At 40.0% G+C, this 16,839-nt stretch carries 14 protein-coding genes; all 14 read left to right on the forward strand.

Going from position 1 to position 16,839, the window contains the following annotated elements:
* Positions 1–116: 116 nt before the first annotated feature.
* The 14 genes from MTN97_RS12630 (at position 117) to mdoH (ending at position 16,739) form a co-directional block, all read left to right on the forward strand.
* Complete coding sequence (locus MTN97_RS12630) at positions 117–1,073, forward strand: diguanylate cyclase domain-containing protein (protein ID WP_248474565.1); 957 nt, start codon at positions 117–119, stop codon at positions 1,071–1,073.
* Positions 1,074–1,180: 107 nt separating this feature from the next.
* Complete coding sequence (gene ubiE, locus MTN97_RS12635) at positions 1,181–1,936, forward strand: bifunctional demethylmenaquinone methyltransferase/2-methoxy-6-polyprenyl-1,4-benzoquinol methylase UbiE (protein ID WP_069438913.1); 756 nt, start codon at positions 1,181–1,183, stop codon at positions 1,934–1,936.
* 12 nt (positions 1,937–1,948) lie between these two features.
* Positions 1,949–2,608 (forward strand): SCP2 domain-containing protein, encoded by a 660-nt coding sequence (locus MTN97_RS12640; protein WP_069438912.1) that lies wholly within the window; start codon positions 1,949–1,951, stop codon positions 2,606–2,608.
* Between the two features lie 17 nt (positions 2,609–2,625).
* Positions 2,626–4,227, forward strand: a complete 1,602-nt coding sequence (gene ubiB, locus MTN97_RS12645; RefSeq protein ID WP_248474527.1) for a ubiquinone biosynthesis regulatory protein kinase UbiB — start codon at positions 2,626–2,628, stop codon at positions 4,225–4,227.
* 79 nt (positions 4,228–4,306) lie between these two features.
* Positions 4,307–4,567, forward strand: a complete 261-nt coding sequence (tatA, locus tag MTN97_RS12650) for a Sec-independent protein translocase subunit TatA (RefSeq protein ID WP_013466200.1) — start codon at positions 4,307–4,309, stop codon at positions 4,565–4,567.
* Positions 4,568–4,572: 5 nt separating this feature from the next.
* A complete protein-coding gene (gene tatB / locus MTN97_RS12655) occupies positions 4,573–4,905 on the forward strand; it encodes a Sec-independent protein translocase protein TatB (RefSeq protein WP_036980612.1) in 333 nt (110 codons plus the stop codon).
* Between the two features lie 49 nt (positions 4,906–4,954).
* Positions 4,955–5,695 carry a twin-arginine translocase subunit TatC gene (gene tatC, locus MTN97_RS12660; protein WP_013466202.1) on the forward strand — a complete coding sequence of 247 codons (741 nt, stop codon included), beginning with the start codon at positions 4,955–4,957 and terminating at the stop codon, positions 5,693–5,695.
* A gap of 1 nt (position 5,696) precedes the next feature.
* Entirely contained in the window at positions 5,697–6,206 is a 510-nt protein-coding gene (locus MTN97_RS12665; RefSeq protein ID WP_214552930.1) for a hypothetical protein, read from the forward strand.
* Positions 6,206–6,991 carry a TatD family hydrolase gene (locus MTN97_RS12670; RefSeq protein WP_069438906.1) on the forward strand — a complete coding sequence of 262 codons (786 nt, stop codon included), beginning with the start codon at positions 6,206–6,208 and terminating at the stop codon, positions 6,989–6,991. The genes MTN97_RS12665 and MTN97_RS12670 overlap by 1 nt, the downstream gene beginning before the upstream one ends.
* A complete protein-coding gene (locus MTN97_RS12675; RefSeq protein WP_248474528.1) occupies positions 6,991–8,850 on the forward strand; it encodes a diguanylate cyclase in 1,860 nt (619 codons plus the stop codon). Before MTN97_RS12670 ends, MTN97_RS12675 begins: the two co-directional genes overlap by 1 nt.
* Positions 8,851–8,863: 13 nt before the next feature.
* Complete coding sequence (hemB, locus tag MTN97_RS12680; RefSeq protein WP_248474529.1) at positions 8,864–9,871, forward strand: porphobilinogen synthase; 1,008 nt, start codon at positions 8,864–8,866, stop codon at positions 9,869–9,871.
* Positions 9,872–10,147: 276 nt separating this feature from the next.
* Positions 10,148–12,811, forward strand: a complete 2,664-nt coding sequence (locus MTN97_RS12685) for an ExeM/NucH family extracellular endonuclease (RefSeq protein ID WP_248474530.1) — start codon at positions 10,148–10,150, stop codon at positions 12,809–12,811.
* A gap of 372 nt (positions 12,812–13,183) precedes the next feature.
* Entirely contained in the window at positions 13,184–14,803 is a 1,620-nt protein-coding gene (locus MTN97_RS12690; protein ID WP_036980625.1) for a glucan biosynthesis protein G, read from the forward strand.
* A complete protein-coding gene (gene mdoH / locus MTN97_RS12695; RefSeq protein ID WP_138627375.1) occupies positions 14,775–16,739 on the forward strand; it encodes a glucans biosynthesis glucosyltransferase MdoH in 1,965 nt (654 codons plus the stop codon). Before MTN97_RS12690 ends, mdoH begins: the two co-directional genes overlap by 29 nt.
* The last annotated feature ends 100 nt before the right edge of the window (positions 16,740–16,839 follow it).

A 16,839-nucleotide genomic window follows, 5' to 3' on the forward strand; every position in this document is an offset into this window, starting at 1 on the left:
CAGATATAATGATTATTGTATCTGCGCTTGGAAGCAAATTGCCTTATTGGACGAGTTTTATAAATCAGCATTTATGCGTATTTGGTTGGTAATTGCAAATGATGTTCCATGACTCCATGGCTATAGCACAAGAAAAAATGACAAAAGTATGTATGTTTTTAGAGCATCATGTTTTGCCTCCTACCCCCTTAAATTTTCAAGTTGTGTATACATACACTAGTAAAATCCATTTTGCGCTTAACAATGCTATTGATGATGCCATAGATGCCCATCAAAATATTGATGAGCTGTTTATTGAACAACTCTATTTTGAATATTTAAATCAAGGGCATAAAACCGAAGTAGCCATGATTGAAAACGTCAATGGCGTGATCAATTCACTATCGCAAAATGCTCAACAGACCGAAAAAAAGCTAAACGACTTTGCAGGTCATGTTAATGACTGTATGCACTCTCTAGATGAAAATAATATTGCCAACAGCCGTATTGCTTTAGAAAGGCTTAATGAACAAACTCAGCTTTTATTAACGCAACAAGCTCAATTTAAACACCAACTAAGTCAGGCCAAAAAACTACACGAAGCAACTAAAAAACAACTTAATACCCTACGCAAACAACATGTGATTGACCCACAAACTGGCTTATACAAACGCCATTATTTAACCAAACAAACACAGTTATGGTTAAAACAAGACAAATCAATCTCAGCTATTGCCATTCAAATTGATAATTTAGAGCATTTTATTAATAATTTTGGCGATGCCATTGGCGAAGTGATTTTAAATAAAGTGGCTAAGCAAGTGCAAAAATATGTTTCGCAAAGTGGCTTAGCTGGACGCTCTGCAAAAGATCAATTCATCGTTTTACTTGCTAACATAGAACCCGAAACCGCTAACCTTATTGCACAAAAAGTGATAAGCGGAGTTGAAAAACTACGCTTTATAAGTTCAAAAAGCGATCTAAAACTCCCTCCCATTTCTCTCTCTCTAGGGATTACGGAGCAACAAGGCGACTTTAACCAACTTGTTAAAAGTGCCTCAAACGCAGCCTTTAAATCACGCACATCTCAATAGCCAATTACACTGTTCACACAATAAATTAGCTGATAAATCATATTCAAATTGCACCCTTGGTGCACAATCAAGTACACTAGTCTTTATTACCACGATAGAGATTAATCATGAACGAGAACCCTGAAAAGACCACGCATTTTGGCTATAAAACTGTTGCCGAAACCGAAAAAGCTTCTATGGTTGCTGATGTGTTTCATTCTGTTGCGACAAAATACGATGTTATGAATGATCTCATGTCTTTTGGTATTCATCGCTTATGGAAACGTCAAACAATCGCTAGTTCAGGCATTCGTAAAGGCCATCATGTATTAGACTTAGCCGGTGGTACTGGCGATTTAACCGCAAAGTTTAGTCAACTTGTTGGCGATACCGGCCAGGTTGTTTTAGGTGATATAAACTCTTCAATGCTAAAGGTTGGCCGCGAAAAGCTGCATAACTTAGGCCTTGTCGGTAACATTAATTATGTGCAAATGAATGCTGAAGCATTACCTTTTCCTGATAATAGTTTTGATTTAATTACGATTGCTTTTGGCTTACGTAATGTTACCGACCAAAATAAAGCGTTGCGCTCTATGTACCGTATTTTAAAGCCAGGTGGTCGTTTACTCATTCTTGAGTTTTCGAAACCAGAGCAAGAGCTTCTCAGCAAAGCGTATGATTTTTACTCTTTCAACATTTTACCTACTATGGGTAAGCTAGTTGCTAACGACAGTGAATCGTACCAATACTTAGCCGAGTCAATTCGTATGCATCCAGATCAAGAAACGCTTAAATCGATGATGGTCGAAGCGGGATTTGAGCAAACGACTTATCAAAATCTAACAGGTGGCATTGTTGCGCTTCATCGTGGATTTAAATACTAAGGTTAGTAATTTATGGCGCTTGAAGAAAACAATAAAGAACAACCGGCTACAAGCAGTTTTTTTATGCTACCGAGTTTTGTGCTTTCGCTTATTGAACAAATACTAAATCAAGCGCTTAAACTCGACCCGAGCTTACACGATAAACTAAATGTAGTAGAGCATCAGCGTTTATTGGTTGAAGTTAGAGACTGGCAGCAAAAAATAGTCATTACCTATGCCAATCAGCAGCTACATCTTTACACTGCATTAGAACATGCTGACGCTGATTGTATGATCAGTGCCACCATAGATACATTGTTAGCACTGAAAAACCCTGCCATGCTGACTCAACTTATTCGCCAAAATAAACTTGATTTAGAAGGCGATTTAAATATAGCTCAAAATTATAGTTCCGCCTTTTCAAGTGTAGACATTGATTGGCCAGAGCAACTAGCAAAGCATATTGGCGACGCGCCTGCACAACAACTTTATTTACATTTGCAGTCGCTTAAGCAGCAAGGTAAAAAAGCAAAGTCTCAGCTAGACAGTACTTTTATTAGTGTGTGCCAAGATGAATTGGCAATCACCATTCATCCATTAGAGCTTGCGCAATTTAAACAACAAAATAGAGCACTAAAAGGCCAAGTTGCCGCCATTGAGCAACGTATTAACGCCTTAATTAAAGCTCTTTAACGCGCTAAGGATTTTTTGTGTCAACTGCCCGACTGTATTACATAACTAAAACTCTGCTTAGCTACGGACTCGATGAGCTTATTCCAAAACACAAAGCACCTTGGTTTGCTAAACTTGCACGAGGAAGTTTGTTTTGGTTGCGCAACCAACACAAAGATAAACCACCTGGCTTAAGACTTCGATTAGCACTGCAACAACTTGGCCCGGTGTGGATAAAATTTGGCCAAATGCTTTCAACCCGTCGTGACTTGTTACCCCACGATATCGCGCTAGAGTTAGCATTTTTACAAGATCAGGTAGAACCTTTTGAAGGTGAATTAGCGCAAAAGATCATCGAAAAAGCATTAGAAATAGATGATATTAGCCAGCTATTTAGCGAGTTTTCACAAACCCCCTTGGCATCGGCCTCAATTGCTCAAGTGCATACTGCCACCCTCGTTGACGCGCAGGGCGAATCGCAAGATGTTGTTATTAAAGTTATTCGCCCTAATATTGAGCAACAAATCAACGCTGACTTAGCACTAATGGAAAAATTAGCTAAGGTTGTCGGTAAATTAATTAACGAAGCCAAGCGATTACGCCCTGTGGAAGTGGTTAAAGAGTATAAAAAAACATTGCTCGATGAGCTCGACTTAATGCGTGAGGGTGCTAACGGCATTCAATTAAAGCGTAACTTCGAAGGTTCAGAATCTCTTTATATCCCCACTGTATATAGTGATTACAGCCGCAATAATGTATTAGTTATGGAGCGAATTTACGGTATTCCTGTTTCGGATACTGAGGCGCTCATGGCACAAAATACCAATATGAAGTTATTAGCAGAGCGCGGAGTGGAAGTGTTTTTTACTCAAGTATTCCGCGATAGTTTTTTTCATGCAGATATGCACCCTGGCAATATTTTTGTGTCGCGCGAAAACCCGCACAATCCTAAATATATTGGTATAGATTGTGGTATTGTGGGAACACTTAACAAAGAAGATAAACGCTATTTAGCTGAAAACTTTATTGCCTTTTTTAATCGTGACTACCGCCAAGTAGCTCAGCTACATGTTGATTCAGGGTGGGTGCCGCCCGATACCAGCATTGAAGAGTTTGAATTTGCCATTCGTACCGTTTGCGAGCCCATTTTTAATAAACCACTGGCTGAAATATCATTTGGCCATGTACTGGTTAATTTATTTAATACTGCACGTCGTTTTAATATGCAGGTTCAACCACAACTCGTATTATTACAAAAAACCTTGTTGTATGTTGAAGGCTTAGGTCGCCAGCTTTATCCACAACTAGATTTGTGGAAAACCGCAAAACCGTTTTTAGAAGACTGGGTAAAACAACAGGTTGGCCCGCTTTCTGTACTAAAGCAAATGTATGCAAACTTGCCGTTTTGGGCAGAAAAAATGCCTGAGTTGCCTGATTTAATTTATCAAAATTTAAAACGAGCACCGCACGCACAACCTCCAACATCAACGGTTTCACATAAGCCCTTGGTTTTAGGACTTTTTAGTGGTGCAGCGATGATTGTTTCAGCATTATTTTATTTACAATACAACTTAATGGCTGCTGGCGTTGTCTTAGGCTGTGCTGTAGTTGGCTTTATAGCGGCTTGGCGCCGCGCATAAACTAAGTGCTATTTACCGCTGTGGGCGTATAATCAGCATTTAATCTTAATATTAACGGCTTTAAAAGCAGGAGAAAACCATGGGGTTTGGTGGTATTAGTATTTGGCAGCTATTAATTGTACTTGCAATCATTGTACTTTTATTTGGTACCAAAAAGCTACGCGGTATCGGTGGTGATTTAGGCGGTGCAGTTAAAGGTTTTAAAAAAGCGATGTCGGATGAGCAAAGCGCTGAAAAACAAGCCAGCGAAAATAAAACAGAACACATTGAAAAATCAGCAGAATCAACACCTATCGATTCAAGTACAACTAGCAAAACTAAAGACAACGACAAGGTTTAACCAGCATGGGAATGTGGGAGCTTGTTGTTGTATTTATTGTCGGTTTGGTGGTGCTTGGTCCTGAGCGTTTACCTGTCGCTATTAGAACTGTGAGCCGTTGGGTTAAAACAGCAAAAGCAATGGCCAATTCCGTAAAAGCGGAGGTGAGTGAGGAGCTTCGTGTGCATGAGCTACACGAAAATCTAAAAAAAGCAGAGCAACAAGGTCTTAAAGATTTAAGTCCTGACCTACAAAATTCTGTTTCTGAGCTACAACAAGCGGCGCAATCAGTCACCCGTAGCTATAAAAAAAGTCAAACGCCAGCATCAAATAGCCAACAAACAGATGACTCAAAGTGAACATAACACTCTCTTTTTTTCATGCACTTAATACACGGTATAAAACACAATGACTGAGGAAGTAAAATCAGGGTTTGTCGCTCATTTAATTGAATTGCGTGACCGGCTAATTAAATCGTTATTGAGTATTTTAGTGATTTTTATTGGCTTAATTTACTTTGCAAACGATATTTATACCTTTGTAGCCGCTCCGTTAGTTGCTCATTTACCTAGTACAGCCACTATGATTGCAACGGATGTTACTGCACCGTTTTTTGCCCCTTTTAAGCTGACGTTGTTTGTTGCTTTATTTGCTGCCATTCCTTGGATTTTGCATCAAATTTGGGGGTTTATAGCCCCGGGTTTATATCAACATGAAAAAAAAATGCTGATGCCCATATTGGCTTCCAGTATTATCTTATTTTATAGTGGCATTGCTTTTTGTTATTTTGTGGTGCTACCTATAATTTTAGGGTTTTTCACTAGTGTAGGGCCGCAAATGATGACACTTGCGCCCGATATAAGTAGTTATTTAGGTTTTGTGCTCAAGCTGTTTTTTGCTTTTGGGATCGCATTTGAAATCCCAGTTGCAATTATGTTGCTCTGCTGGAGCGGTGCAACAACCACACAAAGTCTAAAAGAAAAGCGTCCCTATATAGTGGTTGGCGTATTTGTAGTGGCAATGTTTTTAACGCCTCCTGATGTGCTTTCACAAACCCTATTGGCACTACCTATGCTGCTTTTATTTGAGCTTGGTTTAATTTTAGCTAAATTTTATACCGCAAAACCACAACAAGAATCTAAGGAATAATATGAACAAGTATTTACTTTCTATACTCGCTTTAGTCAGCGTACCGGTTTTAGCCGCTACTCCTATTAATGAGCAAGCTTTGCAAGCCTGTAGTTTTATTGAAAACGACTTTAATCGTTTACTCTGCTACGACAACACCATTGCCGGAAAGTCATTAACACAACCAGCGCAAAGCCAGCTAAGCAAATCGGCACAAACAAATGTAAAAGCTGAGGCTCTCGCTGCAACAGCGCCTGTGGCCACTAAAACAAAAGAGTTTGGTTTAGAGCATAAAGAAATTGCTGAAAATGGTGAAGAGTCTATTACATCAATGATTTCATCTGTTAAAAAAGCACCTTATGGTGAGCTAATCATTACCTTAGAAAATAACCAGCAATGGCGTCAAATTGGCTCAGATAGCTTAAAATTAGACGAAGGTGATACTGTTATCATTAGCCGTGGCGTATTTAACTCTTTTTTACTTAAAAAAGCAGATCAAAACCGTTCAATTCGTGTAAAACGTACTCAGTAATGCAATACACGTTAATTGATGCTGGCGTAAATTTAACTAATCATCAATTTGATGGTCAGCATCAAGAGGTGCTCGCCAGAGCAAAAGATGCGGGCGTAAACAGGATGCTGATTATTGGCTGTGATATAACCTCCAGTGAAGAATCATTAGCACTTGCTGCGCACTATAATCAATATGCTACCGCTGGTATTCACCCTCATGACGCTAAAACAGCAACCCCTGAGCTTGAGCAACAACTTACTCAGCTCGCTCAAAATGAGCATGTTATTGCCATAGGTGAATGCGGACTAGATTACAATCGCGACTTTTCCCCTAGAGATATACAACGTGCTGTTTTGCGTCGTCAGCTCGCATTAGCTGAAAAACTCAACTTGCCTGTTTATTTGCATGAACGTGATGCCAGTGAGGATATGCTCACTATTTTAAAAGAATTTACTGTTCGCGGTGTACTGCACTGCTTTACAGGCAATGCGCAAGCACTCTCAGGTTACTTAAGTTTAGGACTTTATATTGGTATTACCGGCTGGGTATGTGACGAACGACGTGGCGAGGAGTTACAGCAACTTATACCGAGTATTCCTATTGAACGTTTATTAATAGAAACCGATTCGCCATTTTTAATTCCTCGTATTGTTAAACCAAAGCCAAAATCAAGACGAAACGAGCCAGCATTGCTGCATTATGTGTGTGACACGCTTGCTCAGCTTTACGACATTCCAGCATCTGAAGTGGCAAAACATACTCGTGAAAACTTTAATCGCTTATTTGGATTAGAGAAAAAATAATGCGCATCTACAGCACCTTGCTGGCATTCATTTTGGTGTTTTTTACATCCTGTTTCCCTGCAACTGCAATTGATATAAATAGCGAATTTAGCTCAAAAAAAATAGAGTCGATTCATTATTCGTTTACCCCCAACTCACTAGAAGATGCACAACAAAGCAACTTACAACAATGGCAGTCACTTAATAATAAACCGCTTAATTTAGGTCTTGAAACTCGCCCTGTGTGGATTCAATTTCAACTAAATAATTATCTTAATAAGCCAACAGAGCCAATTTTATCGTTAGATAACCCACTTCTAAACAATGTATACCTGTACCACTTTATGGGTGAGAAGCAACTAAAATCGGAATATTTTGGTGATGCTCTTCCTTTATCTGATAGAGCGATTAAAAGTGAGTCTTTGTTGGTTAAATTAACACTTCCCGCTAACAGCGAAACCACCGTTTATCTTAACGTTAATAATAATGCAGGAATCGGGCTTCGCGTCCCCCTCACCTTATGGCAACAAGATGCATTATTAGCCCATAAAAGTATGCTTAACTTGCACTATGGATTACTGATTGGATTTATTTTTTCTTTGGCTATCAGTAGCTTGGTTTTATTTGCTTTTTCACGTAAACATTATTTTGCCTATGCCGGTGTGATTACACTGATGCTTAGCCTATTTTTAGCATATTTAGGCGGATTTGGGTTTCGTTATGCCCCCCCAAGCATAGCTGCCTTACAGCAATTAATGCTGCCTATTTTGCTAATGCTGATTACGGTGTTGTTTCTTCCTTTACAGCGCCATGTTTGCATACCCATTAAATCCAACTTAGTTAAAGGGCAAACAATAATTACCACCTTATATGCATTGGTTATTGTACTTATAGGGTTGCTGCCTACTCCAAGCGTGGCTTTGTTTGCTATTTTAAGCATTCCTGTCATTTTAAGTTATCATGTTGTCACAACATTATTTTACTTACGAAAAAACCCCACGAGCCCCAATAAATCTCTATTAATGGCACTCGGGTTCTTTTTAATTGTAGTCATTCATTTTTCCGTTGCGTTAACAGGCCTGTATACCGTCACTAGATCCAGCTTAATACTCACCTTCGCGGCCTCTTTAAGCTGCTCATTTTGTTTAAGCTACACCGTCATAAAATTATTTATATTACAACGTGATGAGCAAGTCACAACACAACAGGCATTGATTGCAAAAAGTGCAGCGCAAGACGCGTTGTTAAATGAACGAATTGAATTACAAGATCGCACTCGTCATGAACTTGAAAACCAAGTTGATGAGCGCACCTTTGAGTTACAAGTCACGCTTAGGGAACTTGAAGATAAGAACCGTGAGCTTGAACAACTCAATATGGAAGATGCTCTAACAGGGGTAAAAAACAGGCGCTTCTTTGATAAAAAAATAATCATGGAAATTCGCCGTTCACGCCGTGAGCAAATACCCTTGAGCATCATTATGCTTGATATAGATAAGTTTAAAGAAATCAACGATACCTATGGCCACTTAACCGGCGATCAGGTAATTCGAGCAGTCTGTGATGTTATTAAACAACAATTAAAACGTCCCCTTGATGAAGTGGCGCGTTATGGTGGTGAAGAATTTGTCGTCCTGCTACCCAATACTAATAATCAAGGTGCGTTAACTATTGCCGAGCAAATACGGTGCGCAGTAGAAAAAAACACTGTCAGTGTTGCAGGTACTACGATTAAATACACCATTAGTGCCGGTGTTTATACTCATATTGCCGATGATGTTCATAACCCTGAAACATTTACTGAGCGTGCCGATAAGGCACTCTATCTAGCAAAACAACATGGCCGCAATCAAGTGGTTAATTTTCCAATCTCACAGTAGGAGCGTATAACTTATGGCCCAATCTGGACTAGACCTTTTCCCATATACTCGCATGCGTAGAATGCGCCGTAATGATTTCTCTCGTCGCCTTATGGCTGAAAATCAGCTGAGTGTTAATGATCTTATTTACCCTGTTTTTGTGCTTGAAGGTAAAAACCGTCGTGAAAGTATTGAATCGATGCCCGGCATTGAACGTTTGTCAATTGATTTACTGCTAGAAGAAGCTAAAGAATTAGTTGATTTAGGCGTCCCTGCGCTTGCTATTTTCCCTGTTACCCCTGCAGATAAAAAGTCTCTACTCGCTGAAGAAGCGTATAACGATGATGGCTTAGCACAAAGAACTGTTCGCGCATTAAAAGAAACCTTTCCTGAGCTTGGCGTGATCACCGATGTTGCACTTGACCCATTTACTGTGCATGGTCAAGACGGCATTCTTGATGATGCAGGTTATGTAATTAATGACGTCACTACCGAAATTTTAATTAAGCAGGCGCTATCACACGCACATGCAGGTGCTGATGTTGTTGCCCCATCGGACATGATGGACGGGCGTATTGGTGCAATTCGTGAAGCCCTTGAAGCCGATGGCTTTATTAACACTCGCATTATGGCCTATTCAGCAAAGTATGCATCAAGCTACTATGGCCCATTTAGAGATGCTGTCGGTTCAGCAGGAAACTTAAAAGGCGCTGATAAAAAAACTTACCAAATGGATCCTGCCAACTCTGATGAAGCTATTCGCGAAGTGGCTCTTGATTTGCAAGAAGGCGCCGATATGGTAATGGTTAAGCCAGGTATGCCTTATTTAGACATTGTACGCCGCGTTAAAGATGAATTTGGTGTACCAACATTTGCTTATCAGGTAAGTGGTGAGTACGCGATGCACAAAGCCGCTATTGATAACGGCTGGCTGAGTGAGGAAGCCACTATTATGGAATCTTTATTAGCATTTAAACGTGCAGGTGCTGATGGCATTCTTACTTACTTTGCAAAGCAGGCTGCCCGCTATTTAAATAAGTAATAAAAACATATTGATATAAAAGGGCTTTATTGCCCTTTTTTTTTATGTTTAAGAACAACACATAGTTGGCATTTATGCAGCGTTACCCCCTATTTTTATAGATAGTAATCACACTACACAGGCTCTGCCTTACCTAAAACCAAACACACAACTGTACGTTCTACCTCAAAAAATAACAAAACTTAATATTGTTAACATTCTGTATTCTATTTGTAATCATTTTTCATTACACTAAGCGTCCCATTTGGGGAAACAAAAACACGGGAAAAAATAATAATGTTGAAAACAAAAATAACGCCATTGGCGCTTGTGTTAGCAAGCCTCAGTGCACCCGCTACCGCAAACCTCGTTATATCAGAATACGTAGAGGGCAGTAGCTATAATAAAGCAGTAGAACTATTTAATAATTCGACAACCCCATTGTCATTGGATGGCTATACCCTAAGCCTCTATTCAAATGGCAATACAGAGGCAAACAATACGCTCGATTTAACCGGTGAACTTGCTGCTAATAGCACGTATGTCATTGTTAATGGTAATGCTTCAGTTGAATTAAAAGAAAAAGCAGATCAACTCAGCGCCGTCACTAACTTTAATGGTGATGACGCACTGGTACTTACGCAAGGCTCAACCGTTATTGATAGCTTTGGTCAACGCGGCGTAGATCCAGGTTCATTTTGGTCTGAAGGTGGCGTACAAACGCAAAATAAAACACTGCGCCGTAAAGAAACTCAATTAAACGGACGCACTGATGCCGATGGCGCTTTTAATCCAAGTGAGCTATGGCTGCAATTTGATCAAGATGATTTTAGTGATCTAGGTATCTTTGCAGGGAATTCTTCACCTAATCCAGATCCTGAGCCAGAACCTGAAGATCCTTTACTATGTGGCGCTGATAAAACATTAATTAGCAGTATTCAAGGTGAAGGCGCAAGCAGTCCACTGGTTAACACTGTGGTTGAATTTGAAGGCGTTGTGACAGCTGATTTCCAAGCAGATGATCAGCTCAAAGGCTTTTTTGTAAATTCACTTAATAGTGATGAAGATGCAAATCCCCTTACTTCTGAAGGTGTATTTGTTTACTTTACCAATACTGATGTTAATGTTGGCGACCATGTTCGCGTACAAGGTACTGTTGAAGAGTACTTTGATGCCACCCAAATTGGTAATGTTAGCCAAGTTGCTATTTGTGATACTGGCCTTTCAGCTTATCCTACTAAAATCACTTTACCCGTTATCGATCAAAGTGAGTTAGAAGCATTTGAAGGTATGTTGGTGACCCTAGAGCAGCCATTAGTTGTCACGAATAACTATGGTTTAGGTCGTTACGGTGAATTAGAGCTTGCCACCGAACGTTTATATCAAGGGACACAAGTTGCACTTCCTGGTGCGGCAGCAAATGCGGTTGAAGCGCAAAATCTAACTAAAAAAATACTCGTAGATGATGGCTCAACTCGTCAAAATCGCGACCCTATTGCTTACCCTGTACCAGGATTATCAGCAGAGAATACGCTGCGTACTGGCGATACAGTAAATACCGTTACTGGCGCCCTAGCGTACAGTTTTAGCACTTACCGTATTCACCCAACGGTCACACCTCAGTTTATAGCTACGAATCCACGCACCGATGCGCCAGAGTTAAACCCTGACGCTGATTTACGTGTTGCCAGCTTTAACGTGCTTAACTACTTTAATGGCGACGGCCAAGGCGGCGGTTTCCCAACTAGCCGAGGCGCTGACTCAGAAGTAGAATTAATTCGTCAACAGGCCAAGCTAGTTAGTGCTATCAGTGCTATGCAAGCTGATGTGATTGGCTTAATGGAAATTGAAAATGACGGCTTTGGTGAATTTAGTGCTGTTGCAAGCTTAGTAAATGCACTTAATGATGCCGACAGTCAAAATCAATATGCATTTGTGGACTTTGGCGTTGATAAAATCGGCACCGACGCCATTACTACCGCGCTTATTTATCGTGCTGATAAAGTACAGCAAGTAGGAACAGCAGCGATTACAACTGACGCGCCTTTTGACTACAGTAATCGCGCACCTATTGCGCAAAGCTTTAAGTCTATAGAGACAGAAGAAGTCTTTACTGTTGCCGTTGCTCACTTAAAATCTAAAGGTGGTTGTGGTAGTGCAACTGGTGGAAACGCTGATCAAAATGACGGCCAAGCATGTTGGAACGAAATTCGAACTGCTGGCGCCAATGCATTTGCTGATTGGTTAAATAGCAAACCAACAGGGGTTGATGATGAAGATATCATTCTTGTTGGCGACATGAACGCCTATGCAATGGAAGATCCTATCCGTGCATTTGCTGATAAAGGCCTTAAAAATGTGGTTGCTGAGCTAGATGGCAACACTTTAGGTTACTCTTATAGCTTTTCTGGCCGAGCGGGTAGTTTAGATCACGCCCTAGTCAGCCCAAGCTTATTAAATAAAGTAGTCAGTGCAACCGATTGGCACATTAATGCCGATGAGCCTATCTCGCTTGATTATAACGTTGAATTTAAATCTGACGCACAACAATCAACCTTATATGCTCAAGGTCCTTACAGAGCGTCAGATCATGACCCTGTTATTGTCGATATTCGCTCGACCATTATCGCGCCACCTGAGCCAGAACCTGAAGTAATTATTGGCGAAATTAATAATATTGGCGGGTGGTTTTGGTGGAAAAGCTACAGCTTTGAAATCCCACAAGGTTATGACGAGCTAACGGTTAGCCTTGACGGTGGCTGGGGTGATGCAAACTTATTTGTACGCCATAAAAGAAACCCGACTCTTTTCAGAAAAGATTGCGCCTCAATAAGCTTCGGTAATAGCGAAAGTTGTTCATTTACCAACCCTAAAGAAGGTAAGTGGCGAGTGCGTGTAAACGGCGCCATTCCTTTTGGTAATGTTAAATTAACGTACAAAGCAACAAAGTATGCTGATTAAGCTTAATTAGTCGGTTAACAATTAGGTATTGTGACCTAAAATATCTATATAGTTACTCAAAAGCCGCTTTCGCGGCTTTTTTATTTTTTATTTTTTATTTTTTATTTTTTATTTTTTATTTTTTATTTTTTATTTTTTATACAAATGTAATTCAGACAAGCTTCAGCAAACATTGCTTACTATCTATGCAAACCTTGATATGGCCTTTATCAAATTTCACACCTTTCATTTATTGTTCAATAAATACAAAATGTGAAGCTGCGTTACTACACCAGCGCTAAAACGATAATTGCCCAGTCCTGCTAACCCATATAAAAACCATTGAGATAGACGTTACTCTCGCTGTAAATATATTTTTATAAAGGATTCAAAATGAAAGAACGCATTCACCTTATATCAACTTGTCAAAGGGCTTTTAAACCTTTGGTAGGGATGTTGATAGTTTTTTCACTGTGGGGAACGAACAACGCCATTGCAGCAACCTCATTAGAAGCGGCAATACCACAAGGCAGCTTATTTGATGTGATAAGTGCGCGTGCTAAAAAGCTTGCTGAGCAAGATTATATTGCACCTAAAAACATACAAATAGAAGCGCTCAATAGTATTGATTATCAAGACTACCGCTCAATCCGCTTCAAACACGATCAATCGGTATGGAAAGATGAAGGGCTTTATGAGCTGCAACTGTTTCACCCAGGTTTTTTATATAAAACCCCAGTCAAAATCAATATCGTTGATCACGATGCCAAACTTAGCCGTCTCCCATTTAGCACAGACTTTTATCAATATGATGGAACAGCAGCACACCTAAAAGATGAAATAGCGAAAAGTGTTGAAGGTACACAGTTAGGGCATGCTGGTTTTAGATTGCACTACCCACTAAATAACGATGACTATAAAGATGAAATTATGGTGTTTCAGGGCGCTTCTTATTTTCGCCTAGTTGGACCTAATCAAGTTTATGGCTTATCAGCACGCGGATTGGCAATTGATACCGCACAAACATCTGGTGAAGAGTTTCCTTCATTCAAAGAGTTTTGGTTAGTAAAACCAACACCAGAGCAAACTAATATTACTATTTTTGCTTTACTCGATAGCCCATCGGTAGCGGGAGCCTATAAGTTTGAAATAGACCCAAACACACAGACACGTGTTAACGTCGACATGCAAATTTTTGCGCGTAAAGATGTTAAAAAGCTAGGTATAGCGCCATTAACGAGCATGTTTTATCACGGTGAAAATAGCACTAAGTTTTTTGATGATTACCGCCCTGAAGTACATGATTCAGATGGTTTGCTCACGCAGTCACAAGAGAGTAATTGGGTATGGCGTCCGCTTAATAATCCATCCCAACTCAGTGTAACCTCTTTTTCATATGAGAATCCAAAAGGCTTTGGCCTTGTGCAGCGTGACCGTGAATTCAATAACTACTTTGATATCGAAGCGCATTACCACAACCGCCCTAGCCTTTGGATAGAACCACAAGGTGAATGGGGCAATGGCCGTGTTGAGCTAGTAGAAATTCCAACAGATACTGAAACAAACGATAATATTGTAAGTTATTGGGTTCCTGAAAAGCCGTTCAAAGCAGGAGAGGCATTAAAGTTTAGCTATAAAATGACGACGTTTAATGATTATCTAAGCCAAAATAATTTGGCCAAAGTAGCTAGAACGCGTATTGGTAGTGCCGCATTACCTGGTGAAGATAATCCACCGCCAAAAAGCCATCGTCAATTTACTGTTGACTTTACCGGCCCTGATATCAATCAGTTATCAGCAAAATTAGCACTTAGCGCAGATCTTCAGCTTACTACCGGTGAAGCCCGCGATATTACAGTGCAAAAATTACCAAAATCATTAGGTTGGCGTGTTGCTTTTAAAGTCGCTCCCCAAGGTAGTGATCCTGTAGATATGCGTTTATCGTTAAAGCTACGTAATAAAGAAGTGAGCGAGGTATGGAGCTATGTTTGGTATCCAAATGACATCAAGTAAACAAAGCGCAGGCACGCCGATGCCTTTTAAAACACTTCGTGTGTGGTTATTTGCTATCGCTGCTATTGGTCTTTCAGGCTATGGCATTTCAATTATGTTTGAAATTTTAAATTCAAATGGCATGACCTTACTTGAGTATGCACTTCTTGCTTTATTTTCTATTACTTTTGCGTGGATAGTCACCGCATTTTGTAGTGGTTGTATTGGTTTTATACTGCAGCTATTTCGGATAGATCCACTCACACTTAAAAAAATAAAGCCGGTCTCTATTAACAGTGAAGCATTGTCACAGCAAAAAACGGCTGTGGTTATGCCTATATATAACGAAGATACGCACAGAGTGATTGCAGGCTTTGAAGTCAGCTTACAATCATTAAAAGCGACAGGGCAATTAAAACACTTTGATTTTTATTTACTAAGCGATACACAAGACGCAACTATTGCTAGTAATGAATTAAGTGCATGGCATGCGTTATGTGAGCGCTTAGGTGATACTGCAAAGCAGGTATTTTATCGTCGCCGTGAAGATAACAAACATCGTAAAGTGGGTAACTTAACCGACTTTTGCGAGCGCTGGGGTAGCCAATACGAGCATATGATTGTATTGGATGCTGATAGTGTGATGACGGGTCAGTGCATGCTAGAGCTCACTACCAGTATGCTGAATAATCCACAAGCGGGATTGATTCAGACTATCCCTATTCCTGTGCGCCAAGATACCTTTTTTGGACGCTTTTTACAGTTCGCTTCAATTCTTTATAGTCCAATGTTAGCTACCGGATCTGCTTTTTGGCAAACCGATAAAGCCAATTACTGGGGCCATAATGCCATTATTCGCGTTAAAGCATTTATTGATTGCTGTGGCTTGCCAACACTAAAAGGTAAAGCGCCTTTTGGTGGTGAAATTTTAAGTCATGATTTTGTGGAAGCCTCTTTATTACATAGCGCGAATTGGGACGTATTATTACTTGCCGATATTGAGGGCAGTTACGAGGAAGTTCCGAGCAACATATTAGATTATGCTGTACGCGACAGACGCTGGGTTCAAGGTAATATTCAACATCTTGGCTTATTATCATCAGCAAAATTAAAGCTAATGAGTAAGCTGCATTTTTTACTGGGTGCAACCGCGTATATATCATCACTCATTTGGTTATCTATGCTGGCGTTAAGCACCATAGACGCGGTAACACGCGCTTTAAATAGCGATGTCTATTTTAATCGCGCCTATCAACTATTTCCAACTTGGCAAATAGCCAAAACAGAGCTCATTGACTCATTACTTTACTTAACTATCATTATTTTATTATTGCCTAAACTCATGGGCGTGATTGTTACCTTAGTGCATAGAAAGCAGCGCTTTGGTGGTGCATTAAAACTTACTTTAGGGTCTATAATTGAAACCGTGTTTGCCATTATTGTGGCACCATTAATGATGGTTTTTCATGCGTATTTTGTAGTCTGTGTATTTTTAGGTAAAAAAGTAAAATGGGACGCTCAACCGCGTGAAGGCAGAATGGTGCCATGGAAAGAAGCGTTTAGTTATACATTGCTTTCTTCGCTGGTTGCCATTGTATGGGGTAGCGTTGCTTATTACTTTACGCCGGTCTTTTTTTGGTGGTTATCTCCTATTTTATTAGGGCTCATACTCGCTGCACCTATTGTGCGCTATTCAAGTAGTATCAAGCTAGGCGTTAAGCTCAGGCAGTGGGGAATTTTTCTCTGCCCGAGTGAAGTTGATAATGATGCAACATTAGCGGCACTTAAAGTACACCTCAAAGAGATAACCGTTCCACCTGCAGGGCGTTATTCAACAGCAATACCGCTGTTACCACAAGAACATAAAGTAACCATGCCTATTCAGAGCTTTAGTGGTGAATCACATCGTAAGAAGTTTAAAGCACTCATCACAAAAACAGCTAATAAGCTAAATTAATACCAATTCGCTTAATTAAGTCAGCTATTTTAAAGATTTGTATAGCCATAATAAATAAAAAAGGAGCAACTAACTGTTGCTCCTTTTTTATGACCGCACG

The sequence above is a fragment of the Pseudoalteromonas sp. 2CM36K genome, assembly GCF_023161865.1.
In the GTDB taxonomy this organism is placed as follows: domain Bacteria; phylum Pseudomonadota; class Gammaproteobacteria; order Enterobacterales; family Alteromonadaceae; genus Pseudoalteromonas; species Pseudoalteromonas tetraodonis.

Bases quoted from the DNA above. Each gene is read 5' to 3' on its own strand.
- tatB (WP_036980612.1), top strand. From the start codon at position 4,573: ATGGGAATGTGGGAGCTTGTTGTTGTATTTATTGTCGGTTTGGTGGTG.
- mdoH (WP_138627375.1), top strand. From the start codon at position 14,775: ATGTTTGGTATCCAAATGACATCAAGTAAACAAAGCGCAGGCACGCCG.
- MTN97_RS12670 (WP_069438906.1), top strand. From the start codon at position 6,206: ATGCAATACACGTTAATTGATGCTGGCGTAAATTTAACTAATCATCAA.
- tatC (WP_013466202.1), top strand. From the start codon at position 4,955: ATGACTGAGGAAGTAAAATCAGGGTTTGTCGCTCATTTAATTGAATTG.
- MTN97_RS12685 (WP_248474530.1), top strand. From the start codon at position 10,148: ATGTTGAAAACAAAAATAACGCCATTGGCGCTTGTGTTAGCAAGCCTC.
- MTN97_RS12630 (WP_248474565.1), top strand. From the start codon at position 117: ATGGCTATAGCACAAGAAAAAATGACAAAAGTATGTATGTTTTTAGAG.
- hemB (WP_248474529.1), top strand. From the start codon at position 8,864: ATGGCCCAATCTGGACTAGACCTTTTCCCATATACTCGCATGCGTAGA.
- MTN97_RS12690 (WP_036980625.1), top strand. From the start codon at position 13,184: ATGAAAGAACGCATTCACCTTATATCAACTTGTCAAAGGGCTTTTAAA.
- MTN97_RS12640 (WP_069438912.1), top strand. From the start codon at position 1,949: ATGGCGCTTGAAGAAAACAATAAAGAACAACCGGCTACAAGCAGTTTT.
- tatA (WP_013466200.1), top strand. From the start codon at position 4,307: ATGGGGTTTGGTGGTATTAGTATTTGGCAGCTATTAATTGTACTTGCA.
- MTN97_RS12665 (WP_214552930.1), top strand. From the start codon at position 5,697: ATGAACAAGTATTTACTTTCTATACTCGCTTTAGTCAGCGTACCGGTT.
- ubiE (WP_069438913.1), top strand. From the start codon at position 1,181: ATGAACGAGAACCCTGAAAAGACCACGCATTTTGGCTATAAAACTGTT.
- MTN97_RS12675 (WP_248474528.1), top strand. From the start codon at position 6,991: ATGCGCATCTACAGCACCTTGCTGGCATTCATTTTGGTGTTTTTTACA.